This is a genomic window from Klebsiella pasteurii, from assembly GCF_018139045.1.
Lineage (GTDB): Bacteria > Pseudomonadota > Gammaproteobacteria > Enterobacterales > Enterobacteriaceae > Klebsiella > Klebsiella grimontii.
This window is the reverse complement of sequence record NZ_CP073236.1, coordinates 4,276,791-4,297,616: the sequence shown is the minus strand read 5'-3', so window position 1 is coordinate 4,297,616 and position 20,826 is coordinate 4,276,791. Positions and strand designations below refer to the sequence as shown.

The 20,826-nt window shown below is 55.2% G+C and carries 12 protein-coding genes, 1 tRNA gene and 3 rRNA genes; 4 read left to right on the top strand and 12 right to left on the bottom strand.

Going from position 1 to position 20,826, the window contains the following annotated elements:
* Positions 1–30 precede the first annotated feature (30 nt).
* Both KCG39_RS20150 and KCG39_RS20145 read right to left on the bottom strand, forming a co-directional pair.
* Positions 31–348 carry a CcdB family protein gene (locus KCG39_RS20150; protein ID WP_014837118.1) on the bottom strand — a complete coding sequence of 106 codons (318 nt, stop codon included), beginning with the start codon at positions 346–348 and terminating at the stop codon, positions 31–33.
* A complete protein-coding gene (locus KCG39_RS20145) occupies positions 348–641 on the bottom strand; it encodes a type II toxin-antitoxin system CcdA family antitoxin (protein WP_004127718.1) in 294 nt (97 codons plus the stop codon). The genes KCG39_RS20150 and KCG39_RS20145 overlap by 1 nt, the downstream gene beginning before the upstream one ends.
* Positions 642–877: 236 nt before the next feature.
* Between KCG39_RS20145 and pepE the strand changes: the two genes are divergently transcribed.
* A complete protein-coding gene (gene pepE / locus KCG39_RS20140) occupies positions 878–1,567 on the top strand; it encodes a dipeptidase PepE (RefSeq protein ID WP_112167081.1) in 690 nt (229 codons plus the stop codon).
* 194 nt (positions 1,568–1,761) lie between these two features.
* On the opposite strand, the gene KCG39_RS20135 is transcribed toward pepE, so the two are convergent.
* Positions 1,762–3,393, bottom strand: coding sequence for a Na/Pi cotransporter family protein (locus tag KCG39_RS20135; protein ID WP_004127714.1), 1,632 nt, complete (start codon positions 3,391–3,393; stop codon positions 1,762–1,764).
* A 187-nt stretch (positions 3,394–3,580) separates the two neighbouring features.
* The gene (gene metH / locus KCG39_RS20130) at positions 3,581–7,264 is read right to left on the bottom strand and encodes a methionine synthase (protein ID WP_004127713.1); all 3,684 of its coding nucleotides are present in this window, start codon (positions 7,262–7,264) and stop codon (positions 3,581–3,583) included.
* 195 nt (positions 7,265–7,459) lie between these two features.
* Between metH and iclR the strand changes: the two genes are divergently transcribed.
* Positions 7,460–8,287 (top strand): glyoxylate bypass operon transcriptional repressor IclR, encoded by an 828-nt coding sequence (gene iclR / locus KCG39_RS20125; RefSeq protein ID WP_004127712.1) that lies wholly within the window; start codon positions 7,460–7,462, stop codon positions 8,285–8,287.
* Positions 8,288–8,296: 9 nt separating this feature from the next.
* Complete coding sequence (locus KCG39_RS20120) at positions 8,297–8,701, top strand: ASCH domain-containing protein (protein WP_087829759.1); 405 nt, start codon at positions 8,297–8,299, stop codon at positions 8,699–8,701.
* A 13-nt stretch (positions 8,702–8,714) separates the two neighbouring features.
* On the opposite strand, the gene aceK is transcribed toward KCG39_RS20120, so the two are convergent.
* The 4 genes from aceK to metA form a co-directional block, all read right to left on the bottom strand.
* Positions 8,715–10,457 carry a bifunctional isocitrate dehydrogenase kinase/phosphatase gene (gene aceK, locus KCG39_RS20115; RefSeq protein WP_032742235.1) on the bottom strand — a complete coding sequence of 581 codons (1,743 nt, stop codon included), beginning with the start codon at positions 10,455–10,457 and terminating at the stop codon, positions 8,715–8,717.
* A 53-nt stretch (positions 10,458–10,510) separates the two neighbouring features.
* A complete protein-coding gene (gene aceA / locus KCG39_RS20110) occupies positions 10,511–11,815 on the bottom strand; it encodes an isocitrate lyase (RefSeq protein ID WP_004127709.1) in 1,305 nt (434 codons plus the stop codon).
* A 31-nt stretch (positions 11,816–11,846) separates the two neighbouring features.
* Positions 11,847–13,448: a malate synthase A gene (aceB, locus tag KCG39_RS20105; protein WP_142468471.1), complete on the bottom strand. Its 1,602-nt coding sequence runs from the start codon at positions 13,446–13,448 to the stop codon at positions 11,847–11,849.
* Positions 13,449–13,707: 259 nt separating this feature from the next.
* Positions 13,708–14,637 (bottom strand): homoserine O-acetyltransferase MetA, encoded by a 930-nt coding sequence (metA, locus tag KCG39_RS20100; protein ID WP_004109666.1) that lies wholly within the window; start codon positions 14,635–14,637, stop codon positions 13,708–13,710.
* A 156-nt stretch (positions 14,638–14,793) separates the two neighbouring features.
* On the opposite strand from metA, the gene KCG39_RS20095 reads away from it, so the two are divergent.
* Positions 14,794–15,231: an acetyltransferase gene (locus tag KCG39_RS20095; RefSeq protein WP_142447077.1), complete on the top strand. Its 438-nt coding sequence runs from the start codon at positions 14,794–14,796 to the stop codon at positions 15,229–15,231.
* 99 nt (positions 15,232–15,330) lie between these two features.
* Here the strand turns inward: KCG39_RS20095 and rrf are convergent.
* From rrf to KCG39_RS20075, 4 genes are all read right to left on the bottom strand, one after another.
* A 5S ribosomal RNA gene (gene rrf / locus KCG39_RS20090) occupies positions 15,331–15,446 on the bottom strand.
* 201 nt (positions 15,447–15,647) lie between these two features.
* Positions 15,648–18,554, bottom strand: a 23S ribosomal RNA gene (locus tag KCG39_RS20085).
* 190 nt (positions 18,555–18,744) lie between these two features.
* A tRNA-Glu gene (locus KCG39_RS20080) sits at positions 18,745–18,819 on the bottom strand.
* A gap of 87 nt (positions 18,820–18,906) precedes the next feature.
* A 16S ribosomal RNA gene (locus tag KCG39_RS20075) occupies positions 18,907–20,446 on the bottom strand.
* The 16S, 23S and 5S rRNA genes sit together here with 1 tRNA gene alongside, the layout of an rRNA operon.
* Positions 20,447–20,826 lie beyond the last annotated feature (380 nt).

Sequence of the window (20,826 nt, the reverse complement as noted above, 5' to 3'; positions counted from 1 at the left end):
GGCAAAACGGAGAGCGCCAGGGAGGGCGCCCTAATAACCGTTGATCAGGAAGTCGATTGCATCGCGCAGCGCAGCCCTGTCCGCCGTCAAATCAGCGACGCGCTTGCCCAGTTCTTTTTGCGGCAAACCCGCCATCATATGCGTCATCACAATATAAGTTTGACCGGCAATCGTAATCACGGGACAAATTTTGGTCGGGGGCTGGGTATCGGGTAGTTGGTTTTGTTCTATCACAGGGGCAACCAGGATATGCTTCAGGACATTCGCGACCGGATGCTGCAGGTTGATTAAATAAGGGAAAACCTTTTTACCGCTTCCCGTATTCTCATAAGCGCAATATTGTTCCATCAGAACGGCCTTTGAAAATCACTAAACGAACCGTTTTCTTCTACCCATTGGTTAATCGTATCGATCGATTTCTTATTGTCTCGTAACCACTCTTCACGTTTGTGCTCACGAAGTTTTTCAAGCAAAGCTTCCGTTAAAACCGCCGAAATGTTGATTTTAAGTTTACGCGCCTCTTCCAGTATTTCAGGCGAAAGCGAGACATTGACTGATTTTTTAACGTTCGACGTAGTGCGCATGATAGCCCCCATGATAATGCGCATGACATGCCTCAGATTAGCGTAATAAACGAGCATTTTCTATTCCTTTGCCTGTGAATCATCAACGTAAAACTAAGCGGTTCCCGCTAACCTGTCACGCCCGGTAGAGTCAGTCTGCGAGGCACTTTCCAGATTAATTCAGAGAATCCCTGCGCCAGAAATCGCCGTTCCGCTATGTTCAGCACGTCTCAGCGTGAGCCACGTCAGCAAGCGGTAAGATATCCTGTGATAACATCCCTGCCCGAATAATCATCTGGCCAAATGGAGAAATGATGGAACTGCTGCTATTAAGTAACTCAACGCTACCGGGCAAAGCCTGGCTGGAACATGCGCTGCCGACCATTGCCGGGCAGCTAAACGGCCGCCGTTCTGCGGTATTTATTCCTTTCGCCGGGGTAACGCAAACCTGGGACGATTACACCGCGAAAACCGCCGCCGTCTTCAGTCCAATGGGCGTCACGGTCACAGGTATTCACGGCGTCGCGGATCCGGTGTCGGCGATTGCGAATGCGGAGATAGTTATCGTCGGCGGCGGCAACACCTTTCAGTTGCTGAAAGAGTGCCGCGAACGCGGCCTGCTGGCGCCGATAGTAGATGTGGTGAAGCGCGGGGCGCTGTATATCGGCTGGAGCGCGGGCGCTAACCTGGCCTGTCCGACGATTCGCACCACTAACGATATGCCGATTGTCGACCCTAACGGTTTTACTGCGCTGGGGTTGTTCCCGCTGCAAATTAACCCGCACTTCACCAACGCACTGCCGGAAGGCCATAAAGGCGAGACCCGCGAACAGCGGATCCGCGAGCTGCTGGTGGTTGCGCCAGAGCTGACGATTATCGGCCTGCCGGAAGGCAACTGGATTCAGGTGACGCAGGGCCACGCCACTCTCGGCGGCCCGAATCCGACGCTGGTGTTCAGAGCCGGAGAAGAAGCAGTGACCCTGAACGCCGGCCATCGTTTCTGACCCCTGCTTGCTCTTGTCCCGGAGGAGGCGCGTTGCGCCTTTCCGGGCTACCGTTCCGCAGACGGCGGTGGGCCAGCGCAGTCTCCGGGTTGCGGCGTAAACGCCTCAGCCGAGCTACCGGCCGCAGGCGGCGGTAATCCTGTAGCCCGGTTAAGCACAGCGCGAGCCGGGGATGTCAGGCGGCTCAACAGCGCTTAATAATCATCGCGCTCATCGTCCTCATCCGGCTGCTCCATCACGCTATAGGCTACCGAGCAGAACAACGAGTTAAGACGCTTCATATCGCCAAGCAGCGCCAGGTGCAGCGTACTGGTTTCAATGCTCTGCACGTTTTGCTGATGCAGGCGGTCAACGTGCGCGTGCGAGTAACGACGGTTCATAATGCGAAAACGATGTTTGCTGCGGCGCAGGCGGCGGGCGCTCGGCACGTCGCCGGAGAAGAAGACCGACATCGCCAGCTGCAGATTGCTGAGCAGCTGATCGTAGAGTGCGTCCAGCTCTTTCAGCCCCTCCATAGAGAACGCGCGGCGCGCGGCCAGCGATTTATCGGCGATTTCGCTGCCCATTCTTTCGACGATATCCGAAGCCTGCTCGAGGTTGAGCGCCATTTCGATAATTTCCGCCCAGCGGCGGGACTCTTCATCCGCCAGCTCCTCTTTCGGCATCCGCGCCAGATAGAGCTTAATGGCGGTGTAAAGCACGTTGATATCATCCGCCATCCGCCGCAGCTCTTTCTCTTCACGCGGCTCACCGTGCATTACTTTACGCAGGCTTTCCAGCATCTGCTCCATGGCATCGCCAATACGCAGGGTTTCGCGGGCGGCATTGGCCAGCGCCAGCGCGGGCGTATCCAGCGCCGAAGTATCCAGATGCTTCGGCTTCAGACGCGCATCCAGCTCGGGCTCATCGCGAATCAGACGCTTACAGAGGTTCGCCATCGGCCCGGCAAACGGCACCATGGCGATACAGCGGATCAGGTTGTAGAAAACGTGGAAATAGATGACCAGCTCGGATTTTTGCAGCGGGAGTTCATCCATGACGTTTGCCAACAGATGTACAAACGGCAGGATAATCAGGCTGCCCACCAGCTTAAACAGCAGGCTGCCGAGCGCAACGCGGCGCGCGGCGGCATTGGCGCCGCTGTTATTTAGCATGGCCAACAGCCCGGAGCCGAGGTTAGCGCCGATCACCAGGCACAGCGCCACCGGAAACGAAATCACGCCGGTGGCGGTTAACGTCGCGGTCAGCAGCACCGCCGCCAGACTTGAATAGCTGATGATGGCGAACACCGCGCCGATCAGCGCATCCAGCATAATATCGCCGGTCAAAGAGGCGAAAATCACCTGTACGCCGTTGGCCTGGGTGATGGGATGCACCGCCTGCACGATCAGCTCCAGCGCCAGCAGAATCAAGCCCAGACCAATCCCCACGCGCCCGAGCTGGCCCGCGCGCGTTTGCTTGCGCCCGAGGAAGAAAATCACGCCGATAAAAATCAGCAGCGGCGAAAGCCACGACAGGTCGAAGGTCAGCACCCTCGCCATCAGCGCGGTACCGACGTCAGCGCCCAGCACCATCACCAGCGCGGGGGCCAGCGCCACCAGATCCTGGGCGACAAAAGAAGTCACCAGCATAGTGGTGGCATTGCTGCTCTGGACCAGCGCGGTAACGCCGATCCCCGCGCAGAAAGCGAGCGGTTTTTTCTCCACGCTGCTGCTGAGCACGCTGCGCAGGCGAGCGCCGTAGACACGCATCACGCCGGTACGGACGATATGGGTGCCCCACACCAGTAGAGCGACGGCGGACAACAGGTGTAGCAGAGTTAACACGGAATCAGCTTCTCCTTATATTTATTTGTTCCAGAAACTCATCAACCGTTACAGGCCGGATAGCGCTTTGCTTATCCGACGGCAACGATCGCAAGTTCCCTTCAGTATAAGGGTTTACGCACAATAAAGAGACAGGGCGCTCATTGAGCGCCCTGTTAGTTGTAAGAAAAGATAACGGTTTGGTGGATCAGTCGGCATCGTAACCGAGGTTCGGCGCCAGCCAGCGCTCCACTTCCGCCACGCTCATCCCCTTACGCAACGCATAGTCTTCCACCTGGTCGCGCTGAATTTGCGCCACCGCGAAGTACTTGCTGTCAGGATGGCTGAAGTACCAGCCGGAAACCGACGCGCCGGGCCACATGGCAAAGGACTCCGTCAGCTTCATGCCGGTGTGCTTTTCCACCTCCAGCAGCTCCCAGATCGTCGCCTTTTCGGTGTGTTCCGGGCAGGCCGGATAGCCCGGCGCCGGGCGAATTCCCTGATAGTTCTCGCGGATCAGCTCTTCGTTACTGAGGTTCTCGTTCGCCGCATAGCCCCAATAGACCTTGCGCACCCGCTCATGCAGATATTCGGCAAAGGCTTCCGCCAGACGGTCGGCAATCGCCTTCACCATAATCTTGTTGTAATCATCGTGCTGCGCTTCGTAGGCGTCGGCCAGCGCGTCTTCCTCAAGGCCGCCGGTCACCGCAAAGGCGCCGATATAATCCGCTTTTCCTGACAGTTTCGGCGCGACAAAGTCCGCCAGGCAGTAGTTGGCAAAACCGACTTTCTCGGTCTGCTGGCGCAAATGATGCCCCACGGTCAGCACGTGCGTGCGGGTTTCATCGCGATAGATTTCGACGTCGTCGCCGACGCGGTTAGCCGGGAACAGCCCCACCACGCCGCGCGGGTTCAGTGTCTTCCCGGCGCTGAGCTTATCCAGCAGCTCATTGGCGTCTTTGAACAGGCGCTGCGCCTCTTCGCCGACCACTTCATCTTCCAGAATGCGCGGATATTTCCCGGCCAGCGACCAGGTCATAAAGAACGGCGTCCAGTCGATATAGTTACGCAGGGTTTCGATACTGGCTTCCACTTCCTGTACGCCCAGACGATGGGCCACTGGCGGCGTATAGCTTTCCCAGTCAAAGGCCAGATCGTTATCGCGCGCGGCTTCCAGCGTGACCGGCGGGGTACGCGGCTTTTTACGTCCGTGCTGAATACGTACCGTTTCGTACTCTTTGCGGGTACGGGCGACAAAATCATCACGCTGGGTCGCGGACAGCAGCGCAGCGACCACGCCGACGGTGCGCGAGGCGTTCTGCACGTAAACCGTCGGGCCGCTGTAGTTCTGCTCGATTTTCACCGCCGTATGCGCTTTCGAGGTGGTGGCGCCGCCGATCAGCAGCGGAATAGTAAAGCCCTGACGCTCCATCTCCTTCGCCACGTTGACCATCTCATCCAGCGACGGCGTTATCAGCCCGGAGAGGCCAATCAGGTCGGCGTTAACCTCGCGGGCGGTTTTCAGGATTTTATCCGCAGGCACCATCACGCCAAGGTCGACAATTTCGTAGTTATTACACTGCAGCACCACGCCGACAATATTCTTGCCGATGTCGTGCACGTCGCCTTTCACGGTGGCAATGACCATCTTGCCGTTGCTGGAACCTTTCTCTTTGCTGGCTTCGATATAGGGTTCGAGATAGGCCACCGCCTGCTTCATGACGCGGGCGGATTTCACCACCTGCGGCAGGAACATTTTCCCCTCGCCGAACAGGTCGCCGACCACGTTCATGCCGTCCATCAGCGGGCCTTCGATAACCTCAATCGGCCGCGCGGCCTGCTGGCGGGCTTCTTCGGTATCGAGCTCGATAAATTCGGTAATGCCTTTAACCAGCGAGTATTCGAGGCGTTTTTTGACGTCCCAGCTGCGCCACTCCGCCTGCTGAGCATTGGCGGTATCGTCGGTTTTGCTGCCGCGATATTTTTCCGCCAAATCGAGCAGGCGTTCGGTGCCGTCATCGCGGCGGTTCAGAATCACATCTTCAACCGCGTCGCGCAGCTCGGCGGGAAGGTCGTCGTAAATCGCCAGCTGGCCAGCGTTGACGATGCCCATATCCATGCCGTTGCGGATGGCGTAGTAGAGGAATACCGCGTGAATCGCCTCGCGCACCGGGTCGTTGCCGCGAAAGGAGAACGACACGTTAGACACGCCGCCGGAAATGAGCGCGTGCGGCAGTTCGCGTTTGATATCTTCGCAGGCGCCGATAAAGTCCTGGGCGTAGTTGTTGTGCTCTTCAATCCCGGTCGCCACGGCGAAAATATTCGGGTCAAAGATGATATCTTCCGGCGGGAAGCCCACCTCTTCGGTGAGAATGTTGTACGCCCGGCGGCAAATTTCAATTTTCCGCTCGCGGGTATCGGCCTGGCCCACTTCATCAAAGGCCATCACCACGACGGCGGCCCCGTAGCGGCGCACCTTTTTCGCATGCTGGATAAACGGCTCAACGCCCTCTTTCATCGAGATGGAGTTAACGATGCCTTTACCCTGAATACACTTCAGGCCTTTTTCGATAACTTCCCATTTGGAGGAGTCAATCATAATCGGCACGCGGGCGATATCCGGCTCACCGGCGATCAGGTTGAGGAAGCGCGTCATCGCCGCTTCGGCGTCGAGCATTCCCTCATCCATATTGATATCGATAATCTGCGCGCCGCTTTCGACTTGCTGGCGAGCCACATCCAGCGCTTCGTTATATTTCTCTTCTTTAATCAGGCGCTTGAATTTCGCTGAGCCGGTGACGTTGGTGCGTTCGCCGACGTTCACAAACAGGCTGTCATCGCCGATATTCAGCGGCTCAAGGCCGGAAAGACGGCAGGCGACGGGGATTTCCGGCAGCTGGCGCGGCGGCAGGCCGGCCACCGCGCGGCTCATGGCGGCGATATGTTCCGGCGTGGTGCCGCAGCAGCCGCCGACAATATTCAGGAATCCGGCTTCAGCCCATTCGCGAATTTGCGCCGCCATCGTGTCGGCGTCGAGGTCGTATTCGCCAAAGGCGTTTGGCAAACCGGCATTCGGGTGGGCGGTAACGTAGCATTCGGCGATACGCGACAGCTCCTGCACGTACTGGCGCAGCTCATCCGGCCCGAGTGCGCAGTTGAGGCCGAACGTCAGCGCATCGGCGTGGCGCAGCGAGTTATAGAAAGCTTCGGTGGTCTGGCCGGACAGCGTGCGCCCGGAGGCGTCGGTGATGGTGCCGGAGATCATAATCGGCAGATCGACCCCCAGCGCTTCGAACTCCTCTTTAACCGCAAAGATCGCCGCTTTAGCGTTGAGGGTATCGAACACCGTCTCAATCAGAATCAGATCCGCCCCGCCTTCAACCAGCGCTTTGGTGGATTCACGATAGGCTTCCACTAGCCCGTCAAAGGTGATGTTGCGGTAGGCCGGGTCGTTGACGTCGGGAGAAATAGACGCGGTGCGGTTAGTCGGGCCGAGGACCCCTGCGACGTAGCGCGGTTTTTCCGGCGTGCGGGCGGTCCAGGCATCGGCGCTGGCGCGGGCCAGTTTCGCCGCCGTAAAGTTGATCTCCGCCGACAGGGATTCCATCTGGTAATCCGCCATCGCGATGGTCGTCGAATTAAAGGTGTTGGTTTCAATGATATCCGCCCCGGCCTCGAAATAGGCATCGTGGATAGCGGTTATCACTTCCGGCTTGCTGAGAACCAGCAGGTCGTTGTTGCCCTTCAGGTCGCACGGCCAGTCGGCAAAGCGTGCGCCGCGAAAGTCCTGCTCACTCAGACGATAGCTCTGGATCATGGTGCCCATGCCCCCATCCAGAACCAAAATACGTGCTTTTAACTGCTGATGCAGTTGCTCAACTTTGCTGCTCACACTCGCTCCCGACAACGCTCAACCAGACCGAAAAACTCAACAGACCATACTGGCACAAACCGAAGGGGTGGAAAAGAGAACAGCGGGCAAGATGAGACATGTTCAGCTTCACTCATCCGATCAGTCGGGTAGTGATTGCATTATCGCCAAATAAAACGAAAATCATTTCCACGATACAGAAAAAAGGAGTCCGCGATGGCGACCCCCGCTCCCGCAAAACGCGGCAGAAAACCTGCCTCTCCCGCCGCCGCTCCGGCTGGCGGACAAGTTCAGTCCCTGACTCGCGGACTGAAACTGCTCGAATGGATTGCTGAATCCCACGGTAGCGTGGCGCTGACCGAACTGGCCCAGCAGGCCGGTTTGCCTAACTCCACGACGCACCGCCTGCTGACGACCATGCAGCAGTTGGGTTTTGTTCGTCAGGTCGGTGAGCTGGGACACTGGTCGGTAGGCGCGCATGCTTTCGTCGTCGGCAGCAGCTTCCTGCAAAGCCGTAACCTGTTGGCGATCGTCCATCCGATTTTGCGTCAGCTGATGGAAGACTCCGGCGAAACGGTTAACCTCGCGGTACTTGACCAGGGCGACCACCAGGCGATTATTATCGATCAGGTGCAGTGTACCCAACTGATGCGTATGTCGGCGCCGATTGGCGGTAAGCTGCCGATGCACGCTTCCGGCGCCGGAAAGGCTTTTCTGTCGCAGCTAAGCGAAGAGCAGGTTACCGGCCTGCTGCACCGAAAAGGTCTGCACGCCTATACCCACGCCACTCTGGTGTCGCCGGTGCATCTGAAAGAAGATCTGGCCCAGACGCGTAAGCGTGGCTACTCGTTTGATGACGAGGAACACGCGCTTGGCCTGCGCTGCGTAGCGTCGTGCATTTATGATGAACATCGTGAGCCGTTCGCCGCTATCTCAATCTCCGGACCCATTTCCCGCATTACCGATGACCGCGTGACCGAGTTCGGCGCGATGGTGATCAAGGCGGCGAAAGAAGTCACGCTGGCCTACGGCGGAGTGCGCTAAATGAGCGATCTGAAATCCTACTGGCAAGATAAATACCCTTCAGCTTTTTGCTGGTCTTTCGGCGACTCCGCGGCGCTGGCCGACGAGCTGGCGGCACTGGTCGTCGCGGGGAAAAAGCGCGGTACCTGCGGCTCGCTTGTCAGCTATCAGCAGGAGCAGCCACCCGTGACGCCAGGGGCATATCACATTGTACTGGACGGCAAAGGGAAAGCCGTCTGCGTGATACGCACCCTGACGCTCAGGCTCATCCGTTTTAACGAAATGAGCCCGGAGCTCGCCGCGCTGGAAGGCGAAGGCGATTTGAGCCTCGCCTACTGGCAATCGGCGCATCAGGCCTTCTTTGAACGAGAGGGCACCTGGGCTCCGGATATGGAGCTGGTATACGAAGAATTTGCCGTTATCGAAGCGGCCTGAGCCAGGCCGCCTGTTATCCCGCCTGCTGCAGATTGCCGTAACGCACGCAAAAGCGCTGACGGCGGCGATAGGCGTAGACATCCTCCACGTGGCCGTTGCGGATGCGCGTTTGCAGCTCCCGCCAGTAGTCGGCGCGCAGCAGGTCCGAATGCATCTCTTCAAATAGCGGCCCGATGCGCGGATCGGCGCACAGCCAGTGGCGAAACTCTTCCGGGAAAACATCGCCCGGCGAGACGCTATACCAGGGCTCGCTGGCGAGTTCATCTTCCGGGTAGCGCGCCGGCGGGATCTCACGGAAGTTCACTTCCGTCATATAGCAAATTTCATCATAATCGTAGAACACCACCCGGCCGTGACGCGTGACGCCAAAGTTTTTAAATAGCATATCGCCGGGGAAAATGTTGGCGGCGGCCAGCTGTCGAATGGCGTTCCCGTACTCCTCCACCGCATCGCGCAGCGCCTGACCGTCGACCTGCTCCAGCCAGATATTGAGCGGCACCATCCGCCGCTCGATATAAAGATGGCTGATGGCGATTCGATCGCCGAGATCGGTAATTTTCGCTCCGGCCTCGGTTTGCAGCAGGGTCATCAATTCGGGCGCAATTTGCCGTTTCTCCAGCACGAAGTTCTCAAACTCCTGGGTATCGGCCATCCGTCCCACGCGGTCGTGCTCTTTGACCAGCTGATAGCAGGCGCGCACGTGTGCGGCTGTCATCTCTTTCTGCGGCGCGAAGCGGTCCTTGATGATCTTAAATACCCGGTCAAATCCCGGCAAAGTAAACACCAGCATCACCATGCCGCGAATCCCCGGCGCTTCAATAAATTGCTCATCACTTTGGGAAATGTAGTGCAGGTATTCCCGATAGCTCTCGGTTTTCGCATGCTTCTGGCAGCCAATTGCCATATACAGTTCGGCGGTGGTTTTACCCGGGAGAATCTCACGCAGCCACTCAACCAGCGCGCCGGGCAGCGGCGCGTAAACCATAAAATAGGAGCGGGCGAAGCCAAAAACGATGCTAGCTTCGGCGTGCGTTGTCAGACAGGCATCGACAAACAGTTCACCTTCATCAGAACGATGGATAGGGAGAAGAAAAGGCAGCGTCGCTATTGGCGTGACGAGTTTACCCACCAGCCAGGCCGCCTTATTGCGATAAAACAGTTCGTTCGCCACCTGCAGATGTGAGCGGGAAAGTAGCTCGCTGCCAAGCGCTTCCTGCAGGCAAGCGGTGATATATCCGATATCGCGCGCGCTGTTTTGCCACGGCAGGCGGAGAGGAAGATCGGATAACACTTTGCGTAATAACGTGTCCCAGCCCCGGTTAGGGAAGAAATCTTTAGCCAGCGGCCGCGGGATGGAACGTAAGCGCCGCTCCGGCTGCGAGCTGAAAATAAAAAGCCGCTCGGGAGTCAGCGAGCGGTGGTCAAACAACCGGCAATAGACGGAATTAAAAAAGCTCTCCGCAATTTCGAAGCGAGGGTAATCCGGCAGCAGGCGGGTATAGTGCTCTTTCACCCGCAGCAAAAAATCGGTATCGGTATTTTTACCATCAGTAATGCAGCGCAGCTGTTCGACGACCAGGCCGACATGGTGATCGTAAAGGTGAATACGCTGCTTCATCGCCTGCTGGACGGTATGCCAGTCAGCCTGTTCAAAGCGCTGCTGGGCGCCGGAAGTCACTTCAAGAAAACGACCATACTGGGCGTCAAAACCCTGCAAAATAGTTTGAGCAATCAATAGTTCCAGGCCACGCGTCATCGCTTCCCCCTCACCCATCCCTCTCCCCCGGAGAGAGGGAGAGGGGGAAATTATCAGAACTGATCTTCTTCTGTAGAGCCGGTTAACGCCGTGACTGACGAGGCTCCGCCCTGGATAATGGTGGTCACCTTATCGAAGTAGCCGGTGCCCACTTCCTGCTGATGAGAGACAAAGGTGTAGCCATCTTTAGCCGCCGCGAACTCCGGCTGCTGGACTTTCTCAACATAATGCTTCATGCCCTCGCCCTGGGCGTAAGCGTGCGCCAGATCAAACATGTTGAACCACATACTGTGGATACCCGCCAGGGTGATGAACTGATACTTGTAACCCATATCCGACAGCTGCTGCTGGAAGCTGGCGATGGTTTTATCATCCAGCTTTTTCTGCCAGTTAAACGACGGCGAGCAGTTGTAGGCCAGCAGTTTACCCGGATATTTCGCGTGAATCGCATCGGCAAAGCGCTTCGCCAGCTCAAGGTCCGGGGTGGAAGTTTCACACCACACCAGGTCGGCATAGGGCGCGTAGGCCAGCCCGCGGCTGATCGCCTGTTCGATACCGGCATGGGTGCGGAAGAAACCTTCGCTGGTACGGTCTCCGGTGATGAACTGACGATCGTAAGGATCGCAGTCTGAGGTAATTAAATCCGCCGCATCGGCGTCAGTACGGGCAATCACCAGGGTTGGCACGCCCATCACATCCGCCGCCAGGCGCGCGGCAACCAGTTTCTGAATCGCCTCTTGCGTGGGGACCAGCACTTTGCCGCCCATATGGCCGCACTTCTTCACCGATGCCAGCTGGTCTTCGAAGTGTACGGCCGCTGCACCGGCCTCAATCATCGATTTCATCAGCTCAAACGCATTAAGCACGCCGCCAAATCCCGCTTCCGCGTCGGCGACGATCGGCAGGAAATAATCGGTATAACGCGGATCGTTCGGCTCAATGCCCGCAGACCACTGGATCTGATCTGCGCGGCGGAAGGTGTTGTTGATCCGATCGACAACCGCCGGTACCGAGTTTGCCGGATAGAGCGATTGATCCGGATACATGCTGGAGGCCAGGTTGGCATCCGCCGCGACCTGCCAGCCGGAAAGATAAATCGCTTCAATGCCCGCTTTCGCCTGCTGCAGCGCCTGCCCGCCGGTCAGCGCGCCCAGGCTGTTGACGTAGCCTTTTTTCGCTTCGCCGTGCAGGAGTCGCCACATCTTTGCCGCGCCCAGTTGCGCCAGCGTACACTCCGGGTTGACCGAGCCGCGTAGCTTCACCACGTCCTCGGCGCTGTATGGGCGGGTAATCCCTTCCCAGCGCGGTTTCGTCCACTCTTTGTTTAATTCTTCGATTTGTTGGGTACGAGTCTTCATGTGCAGATGCTCCATATTGTTGTGTGGTGAATTAGGCCAGAAGGCGATAGCCCGGCAGGGTTAAGAAATCGATCAGCTCGTCGGAGGTGGTGATCTGTTCCATCAGACGAGCGGCTTCATCAAAACGCCCGCTGCTGTAGCGGTGCTCGCCCAGTTCGTCCTGAATCACCCGCATCTCTTCGGCCAGCCACTGGCGGAACAGCGCTTTGGTAACAGGTGTGCCGTTACTGAGGGTTTTCTCATGATGGATCCACTGCCAAATCGAGGTACGGGAGATTTCGGCCGTTGCCGCATCTTCCATCAGGCCATAGATCGGTACGCAGCCGTTGCCGGAGATCCACGCTTCGATGTACTGCACCGCCACGCGAATATTGGCGCGCATGCCCTCTTCGGTCCGTTCGCCTTCACAGGGGGCCAGCAGTTGTTCAGCAGTGATCGGCGCGTCGTCTTCGCGGGTAACGGATAGCTGATTTTTGTTCTCGCCCAGTACGCCGTTAAAAACGGCCATCGCGGTATCAGCCAGCCCGGGATGCGCGATCCAGGTACCATCATGGCCGTTATTTGCCTCCAGCGATTTGTCTGCTTTTACCTTGTTCAGCACCTGGTTGTTTCGCTCGGCATCTTTGCTCGGAATAAAGGCCGCCATGCCGCCCATCGCAAACGCGCCGCGCTTGTGGCAGGTCCTAATCAGCAATCGCGAGTAGGCGCTGAGGAAAGGTTTGTCCATCGTCACCACCTGACGATCCGGCAAAACGCGGTCAGGGTGGTTCTTCAGCGTTTTGATATAGCTGAAGATGTAGTCCCAGCGCCCGCAGTTCAGGCCAACAATATGGTCGCGCAGGGCGTGCAGAATTTCGTCCATCTGGAATACGGCGGGCAGCGTTTCAATCAGCAACGTGGCTTTAACGGTGCCGCGCGGCAGCTCAAAACGGTCTTCCGTAAAGCTAAAGACTTCACTCCACCACGCCGCTTCCTGCCAGGCCTGAGTCTTCGGCAGATAGAAATAGGGCCCGCTACCTTTTTCCAGTAACGCTTTGTAGTTGTGGAAGAAATAGAGTGCGAAGTCGAACAGGCTGCCGGGAATGGCTTCACCGCGCCAGGTCACATGTTTTTCCGGCAGGTGCAGACCGCGAACGCGGCAGATCAGTAGCGCCGGGTTCGGCTTGAGCTGATAAATCTTGCCGGCTTCATTGGTGTAGCTGATGGTGCCGTTAACCGCATCACGCAGGTTAATTTGTCCATCAATGACTTTGTTCCATTCGGGCGCCAGCGAGTCTTCGAAATCCGCCATAAAGACTTTCACATTCGCATTGAGCGCATTGATCACCATCTTGCGCTCAACCGGTCCGGTGATTTCCACCCGCCGATCCTGCAAATCCTCCGGAATACCGCGGATCTTCCACTCACTATGACGAATGGAAGCAGTTTCCGAAATAAAGTCAGGAAGCTTTCCGTCGTCAATTGCCTGCTGCTGCTGGATACGCGCCGCCAGGAGTTTGTTGCGTTCTGGCGTAAAGCGGCTCACCAGCTCGGTCAGAAACTCCACTGCCTCAGGCGTTAAGATTTGCTTCTCCTGGTCGCCATATGGCTGGCTAAAAGCCAGTTCGTCAGTAATTGTCGCCTGCTGCGTCATGTGCTGCTCCTCTTGGTTGATCCAGTTGGCGCGAACGTAAGATCGTTGTGTAGTTTTCGTTCAGCACAATTAAGACTACGCATTTATTTTTCAAAATCAAAAACAATTTCCATTTTTAATTTAATTCTTAATTAACCTATTGATAACAATATAAATAAAGTTTAATTACAATATGAGCCGCGTTTCGGAAATAAAAAAGGCACCCGAAGGTGCCAGAGGCAAAATGCTGAAACGCTTTAGGATCGCGTTGTGTAGGACATTAATCCAGAGTCGGATTCATATGGCGTAGATCGTATGGTGTAATCTGGTAGACGTAATAATTCAGCCAGTTGATAAACAGCAGATTGCCATGACTTCGCCAGGTGGCACGCGGTTTGTTCTGCGGATCGTTTTGCGGGAAATAATTGTGCGGAACCTGTGGATCGAGGCCCGCTTCTACATCGCGGAAAAATTCGCTGGCCAGAGTATTGGCGTCATATTCCGGGTGACCGGTCACGAAGGCGATGCGCTTATCTTTGCTGGCGAACAGGTAGGCGTCCCCTTCTTCCGTCTCCGCCAGAATCTCAAGATCGGTATAGTCGCGAATCAGCGCCGCCGGGAAATCGGCATAGCGCGAGTGCGGGGCCAAAAAGCTATCGTCAAAGCCGCGGGTTAATAAGGCATGAGGTTGCAGGATATGGTGTTCATATACGCCGGAAATTTTTTCAGAGCGGGTCTGTTTAGGAATACCGTAGAGAATATTAAGGGCAGCCTGTACCGCCCAACAGACAAACAGCGTGGAGGTGACATGATCTTTTGCCCACTCCAGTACCTGCTTGATCTGCGGCCAATAGGCAACGTCATTAAACTCAACCAGCCCTAAAGGCGCGCCGGTCACAATCAGGCCATCAAAGTTCTGATCGCAAATATCTTCAAAGTTGCAGTAAAAGTTGTTCAGGTGTTCCGCCGGGGTATTACGCGATTCGCGGGCATCGATGCGCAGCAGCTGGATATCAAGCTGCAGGGGAGAGTTGGAAAGTAGTCGCAGAAACTGATTTTCAGTCTCGATTTTCTTCGGCATCAGATTAAGGATGAGCACCTTCAGCGGGCGGATTTCCTGAGTCGTCGCGCGAGTAGTCGTCATCACAAAGACGTTTTCATTACGCAAGAAATTGACGGCCGGTAGCTCGTCCTGCACCCGAATTGGCATAACTTTATTACCTCATAGCATACGTATAAACGTTTAGACATCCAGACAGCTGAAGATACCCAGGAATAAGGTGAATGTCGAGCCTGCAGGTGCAGGGTGAGAAAATTTCACGGAGATTTTTACGTTAGAATATAAGAACAAATAAAAGGAGCAATTATGGTTATTAGTATCCGCCGTTCACGGCATGATGAAGGGGAAAAACTGGTTGCGATCTGGCGTCGCTCGGTTGATTCCACTCACGATTTCCTGTCAAAAGAGTATAGAGTGGAACTCGAAACGCTGGTGAGTTCATTTCTACCCGAAGCGCCGCTGTGGGTGGCGGTAACGGAGAAAGATGAGCCTATCGCCTTTATGCTTCTTACGGGTGAACATATGGATGCGCTATTCGTTGATCCTATGGTCCGCGGCTGCGGCGTCGGTAAGTTACTGATTGAACACGCGCTAACGCTGGCGCCAAAGTTGACGACCAACGTTAATGAGCAGAATGAGCAAGCGGTCGGATTTTATCAGAAGATGGGCTTTAAGGTGACGGGGCGTTCAGAGACGGACGATCTCGGTAAACCTTACCCGTTATTGAATCTGGTACACGAATAAGATACGGAGCCGGATAAGAATAAACTTCTATCCGGTAGTTCTCAGGCCACAAAAACGCAAAAAGCCCATCCGTCAGGATGGGCTCTTCACGTGTTTGATGCCTGGCAGTTCCCTACTCTCACATGGGGAGACCCCACACTACCATCGGCGCTACGGCGTTTCACTTCTGAGTTCGGCATGGGGTCAGGTGGGACCACCGCGCTATCGCCGCCAGGCAAATTCTTTGTGCTCAGTACGCAATTCTTTATCGCATCTGCCGCGTTGCCCGCGCTCGTAAAGTCAGTCACATACCTCAGTATGCTCCTTCCTTTCCTTCGCTTGTCGCCTTGCTGCTGCGCAAATTATTGCGTACTCAACTCTGAATCAATGCTGAAATTGTTGTCTTCTCAAATCCGCCAAAACATCTTCGGCGTTGTAAGGTTAAGCCTCACGGTTCATTAGTACCGGTTAGCTCAACGCATCGCTGCGCTTACACACCCGGCCTATCAACGTCGTCGTCTTCAACGTTCCTTCAGGACTCTCAAGGAGTCAGGGAGAACTCATCTCGGGGCAAGTTTCGTACTTAGATGCTTTCAGCACTTATCTCTTCCGCATTTAGCTACCGGGCAATGCCATTGGCATGACAACCCGAACACCAGTGATGCGTCCACTCCGGTCCTCTCGTACTAGGAGCAGCCCCCCTCAATTCTCCAGCGCCCACGGCAGATAGGGACCGAACTGTCTCACGACGTTCTAAACCCAGCTCGCGTACCACTTTAAATGGCGAACAGCCATACCCTTGGGACCTACTTCAGCCCCAGGATGTGATGAGCCGACATCGAGGTGCCAAACACCGCCGTCGATATGAACTCTTGGGCGGTATCAGCCTGTTATCCCCGGAGTACCTTTTATCCGTTGAGCGATGGCCCTTCCATTCAGAACCACCGGATCACTATGACCTGCTTTCGCACCTGCTCGCGCCGTCACGCTCGCAGTCAAGCCAGCTTATGCCATTGCACTAACCTCCTGATGTCCGACCAGGATTAGCTGACCTTCGTGCTCCTCCGTTACTCTTTAGGAGGAGACCGCCCCAGTCAAACTACCCACCAGACACTGTCCGCAACCCGGATTACGGGCCCACGTTAGAACACCAGCCATTAAAGGGTGGTATTTCAAGGATGGCTCCATGCAGACTGGCGTCCACACTTCAAAGCCTCCCACCTATCCTACACATCAAGGACCAGTGTTCAGTGTCAAGCTATAGTAAAGGTTCACGGGGTCTTTCCGTCTTGCCGCGGGTACACTGCATCTTCACAGCGAGTTCAATTTCACTGAGTCTCGGGTGGAGACAGCCTGGCCATCATTACGCCATTCGTGCAGGTCGGAACTTACCCGACAAGGAATTTCGCTACCTTAGGACCGTTATAGTTACGGCCGCCGTTTACCGGGGCTTCGATCAAGAGCTTCTCCTTACGGATAACCCCATCAATTAACCTTCCGGCACCGGGCAGGCGTCACACCGTATACGTCCACTTTCGTGTTTGCACAGTGCTGTGTTTTTAATAAACAGTTGCAGCCAGCTGGTATCTTCGACTGATTTCAGCTCCATGGGTAAACCACTTCACCTACATATCAGCGTGCCTTCTCCCGAAGTTACGGCACCATTTTGCCTAGTTCCTTCACCCGAGTTCTCTCAAGCGCCTTGGTATTCTCTACCTGACCACCTGTGTCGGTTTGGGGTACGATTTGATGTTACCTGATGCTTAGAGGCTTTTCCTGGAAGCAGGGCATTTGTCACTTCAGCACCGTAGTGCCTCGTCATCACACCTCAGCGTTAATAACGTTCCGGATTTACCTGGAACATCCGCCTACATGCTTAAACCGGGACAACCGTCGCCCGGCCAACATAGCCTTCTCCGTCCCCCCTTCGCAGTAACACCAAGTACAGGAATATTAACCTGTTTCCCATCGACTACGCCTTTCGGCCTCGCCTTAGGGGTCGACTCACCCTGCCCCGATTAACGTTGGACAGGAACCCTTGGTCTTCCGGCGTGCGGGTTTTTCACCCGCATTATCGTTACTTATGTCAGCATTCGCACTTCTGATACCTCCAGCAACCCTCACAGGCCACCTTCAACGGCTTACAGAACGCTCCCCTACCCAACAACACATAGTGTCGCTGCCGCAGCTTCGGTGCATGGTTTAGCCCCGTTACATCTTCCGCGCAGGCCGACTCGACCAGTGAGCTATTACGCTTTCTTTAAATGATGGCTGCTTCTAAGCCAACATCCTGGCTGTCTGGGCCTTCCCACATCGTTTCCCACTTAACCATGACTTTGGGACCTTAGCTGGCGGTCTGGGTTGTTTCCCTCTTCACGACGGACGTTAGCACCCGCCGTGTGTCTCCCGTGATAACATTCTTCGGTATTCGTAGTTTGCATCGGGTTGGTAAGTCGGGATGACCCCCTAGCCGAAACAGTGCTCTACCCCCGAAGATGAATTCACGAGGCGCTACCTAAATAGCTTTCGGGGAGAACCAGCTATCTCCCGGTTTGATTGGCCTTTCACCCCCAGCCACAAGTCATCCGCTAATTTTTCAACATTAGTCGGTTCGGTCCTCCAGTTAGTGTTACCCAACCTTCAACCTGCCCATGGCTAGATCACCGGGTTTCGGGTCTATACCCTGCAACTTAACGCCCAGTTAAGACTCGGTTTCCCTGCGGCTCCCCTATACGGTTAACCTTGCTACAGAATATAAGTCGCTGACCCATTATACAAAAGGTACGCAGTCACCCAACAAGTGGGCTCCTACTGCTTGTACGTACACGGTTTCAGGTTCTTTTTCACTCCCCTCGCCGGGGTTCTTTTCGCCTTTCCCTCACGGTACTGGTTCACTATCGGTCAGTCAGGAGTATTTAGCCTTGGAGGATGGTCCCCCCATATTCAGACAGGATACCACGTGTCCCGCCCTACTCTTCGAGTTCACAGCCTGTGTGTTTTAGTGTACGGGAGTATCACCCTGTACCCTGCGACTTTCCAGACGCTTCCACTAACACACAAGCTGATTCAGACTCCGGGCTGCTCCCCGTTCGCTCGCCGCTACTGGGGGAATCTCGGTTGATTTCTTTTCCTCGGGGTACTTAGATGTTTCAGTTCCCCCGGTTCGCCTCGTTTGACTATGTATTCATCAAACGATAGTGCAACGAATTGCACTGGGTTTCCCCATTCGGACATCGCCGGCTGTAACGGTTCATATCACCTTACCGACGCTTTTCGCAGATTAGCACGTCCTTCATCGCCTCTGACTGCCAGGGCATCCACCGTGTACGCTTAGTCGCTTAACCTCACAACCCGAAGATGTTTCGTAAAACATCATCGTGTCGCGAAAATTTGAGAGACTCGAACACACATAACATGTGTGTCGTTTCAATTTTCAGCTTGATCCAGATTTTTAAAGAGCAAATATCTCAAACGTCACCCGAAGATGAGTTTTGAGATATTAAGGCAGGTGACTTTCACTCACGAACCAGCAAGTGGCGTCCCCTAGGGGATTCGAACCCCTGTTGCCGCCGTGAAAGGGCGGAGTCCTAACCGCTAGACGAAGGGGACACGAGGTGTCGCGACTTCGCAGCCGTCTTGCTTCTTTACATCTATCAGACAATCTGTGTGAGCACTACAAAGGCAGGTTCTTTAAGGTAAGGAGGTGATCCAACCGCAGGTTCCCCTACGGTTACCTTGTTACGACTTCACCCCAGTCATGAATCACAAAGTGGTAAGCGCCCTCCCGAAGGTTAAGCTACCTACTTCTTTTGCAACCCACTCCCATGGTGTGACGGGCGGTGTGTACAAGGCCCGGGAACGTATTCACCGTGGCATTCTGATCCACGATTACTAGCGATTCCGACTTCATGGAGTCGAGTTGCAGACTCCAATCCGGACTACGACATACTTTATGAGGTCCGCTTGCTCTCGCGAGGTCGCTTCTCTTTGTATATGCCATTGTAGCACGTGTGTAGCCCTACTCGTAAGGGCCATGATGACTTGACGTCATCCCCACCTTCCTCCAGTTTATCACTGGCAGTCTCCTTTGAGTTCCCGGCCGGACCGCTGGCAACAAAGGATAAGGGTTGCGCTCGTTGCGGGACTTAACCCAACATTTCACAACACGAGCTGACGACAGCCATGCAGCACCTGTCTCAGAGTTCCCGAAGGCACCAAAGCATCTCTGCTAAGTTCTCTGGATGTCAAGAGTAGGTAAGGTTCTTCGCGTTGCATCGAATTAAACCACATGCTCCACCGCTTGTGCGGGCCCCCGTCAATTCATTTGAGTTTTAACCTTGCGGCCGTACTCCCCAGGCGGTCGACTTAACGCGTTAGCTCCGGAAGCCACTCCTCAAGGGAACAACCTCCAAGTCGACATCGTTTACAGCGTGGACTACCAGGGTATCTAATCCTGTTTGCTCCCCACGCTTTCGCACCTGAGCGTCAGTCTTTGTCCAGGGGGCCGCCTTCGCCACCGGTATTCCTCCAGATCTCTACGCATTTCACCGCTACACCTGGAATTCTACCCCCCTCTACAAGACTCCAGCCTGCCAGTTTCGAATGCAGTTCCCAGGTTGAGCCCGGGGATTTCACATCCGACTTGACAGACCGCCTGCGTGCGCTTTACGCCCAGTAATTCCGATTAACGCTTGCACCCTCCGTATTACCGCGGCTGCTGGCACGGAGTTAGCCGGTGCTTCTTCTGCGGGTAACGTCAATTGCTGAGGTTATTAACCTCAACACCTTCCTCCCCGCTGAAAGTACTTTACAACCCGAAGGCCTTCTTCATACACGCGGCATGGCTGCATCAGGCTTGCGCCCATTGTGCAATATTCCCCACTGCTGCCTCCCGTAGGAGTCTGGACCGTGTCTCAGTTCCAGTGTGGCTGGTCATCCTCTCAGACCAGCTAGGGATCGTCGCCTAGGTGAGCCGTTACCCCACCTACTAGCTAATCCCATCTGGGCACATCTGATGGCAAGAGGCCCGAAGGTCCCCCTCTTTGGTCTTGCGACGTTATGCGGTATTAGCTACCGTTTCCAGTAGTTATCCCCCTCCATCAGGCAGTTTCCCAGACATTACTCACCCGTCCGCCACTCGTCACCCGAGAGCAAGCTCTCTGTGCTACCGTTCGACTTGCATGTGTTAGGCCTGCCGCCAGCGTTCAATCTGAGCCATGATCAAACTCTTCAATTTAAGTTTGATGCTCGTGAATTAAACTTCGTAATGAATTACGTATGTTCACTCAGAGACTTGGTATTCATTTTTCGTCTTGCGACGTTAAGAATCCATGTTACTTTGAGTGCCCACACAGATTGTCTGATAAATTGTTAAAGAGCAGTGCAACGCGGCTTTCGCTCACCGTTGCGAGGTGGCGTATATTACGCTTTCCTCTTTCAGAGTCAACCCGTTATTTCAGGATTTTTTCTCTTCAACCGACCGGGCTGTTTGTGAAGTGATTCACATCTGCCGTGTCGATGGAGGCGCATTATAGGGAGTTCCCGAGCATCCGCAATAGATAAATTGCAGAAAAATGACTGACTGCTGCATTCCCCAGCAAAACCCCGCTTTATACC

Bases quoted from the DNA above. Each gene is read 5' to 3' on its own strand.
- KCG39_RS20150 (WP_014837118.1), bottom strand. From the start codon at position 348: ATGGAACAATATTGCGCTTATGAGAATACGGGAAGCGGTAAAAAGGTT.
- KCG39_RS20145 (WP_004127718.1), bottom strand. From the start codon at position 641: ATGCTCGTTTATTACGCTAATCTGAGGCATGTCATGCGCATTATCATG.
- pepE (WP_112167081.1), top strand. From the start codon at position 878: ATGGAACTGCTGCTATTAAGTAACTCAACGCTACCGGGCAAAGCCTGG.
- iclR (WP_004127712.1), top strand. From the start codon at position 7,460: ATGGCGACCCCCGCTCCCGCAAAACGCGGCAGAAAACCTGCCTCTCCC.
- aceK (WP_032742235.1), bottom strand. From the start codon at position 10,457: ATGACGCGTGGCCTGGAACTATTGATTGCTCAAACTATTTTGCAGGGT.
- aceA (WP_004127709.1), bottom strand. From the start codon at position 11,815: ATGAAGACTCGTACCCAACAAATCGAAGAATTAAACAAAGAGTGGACG.
- aceB (WP_142468471.1), bottom strand. From the start codon at position 13,448: ATGACGCAGCAGGCGACAATTACTGACGAACTGGCTTTTAGCCAGCCA.
- metA (WP_004109666.1), bottom strand. From the start codon at position 14,637: ATGCCAATTCGGGTGCAGGACGAGCTACCGGCCGTCAATTTCTTGCGT.
- KCG39_RS20095 (WP_142447077.1), top strand. From the start codon at position 14,794: ATGGTTATTAGTATCCGCCGTTCACGGCATGATGAAGGGGAAAAACTG.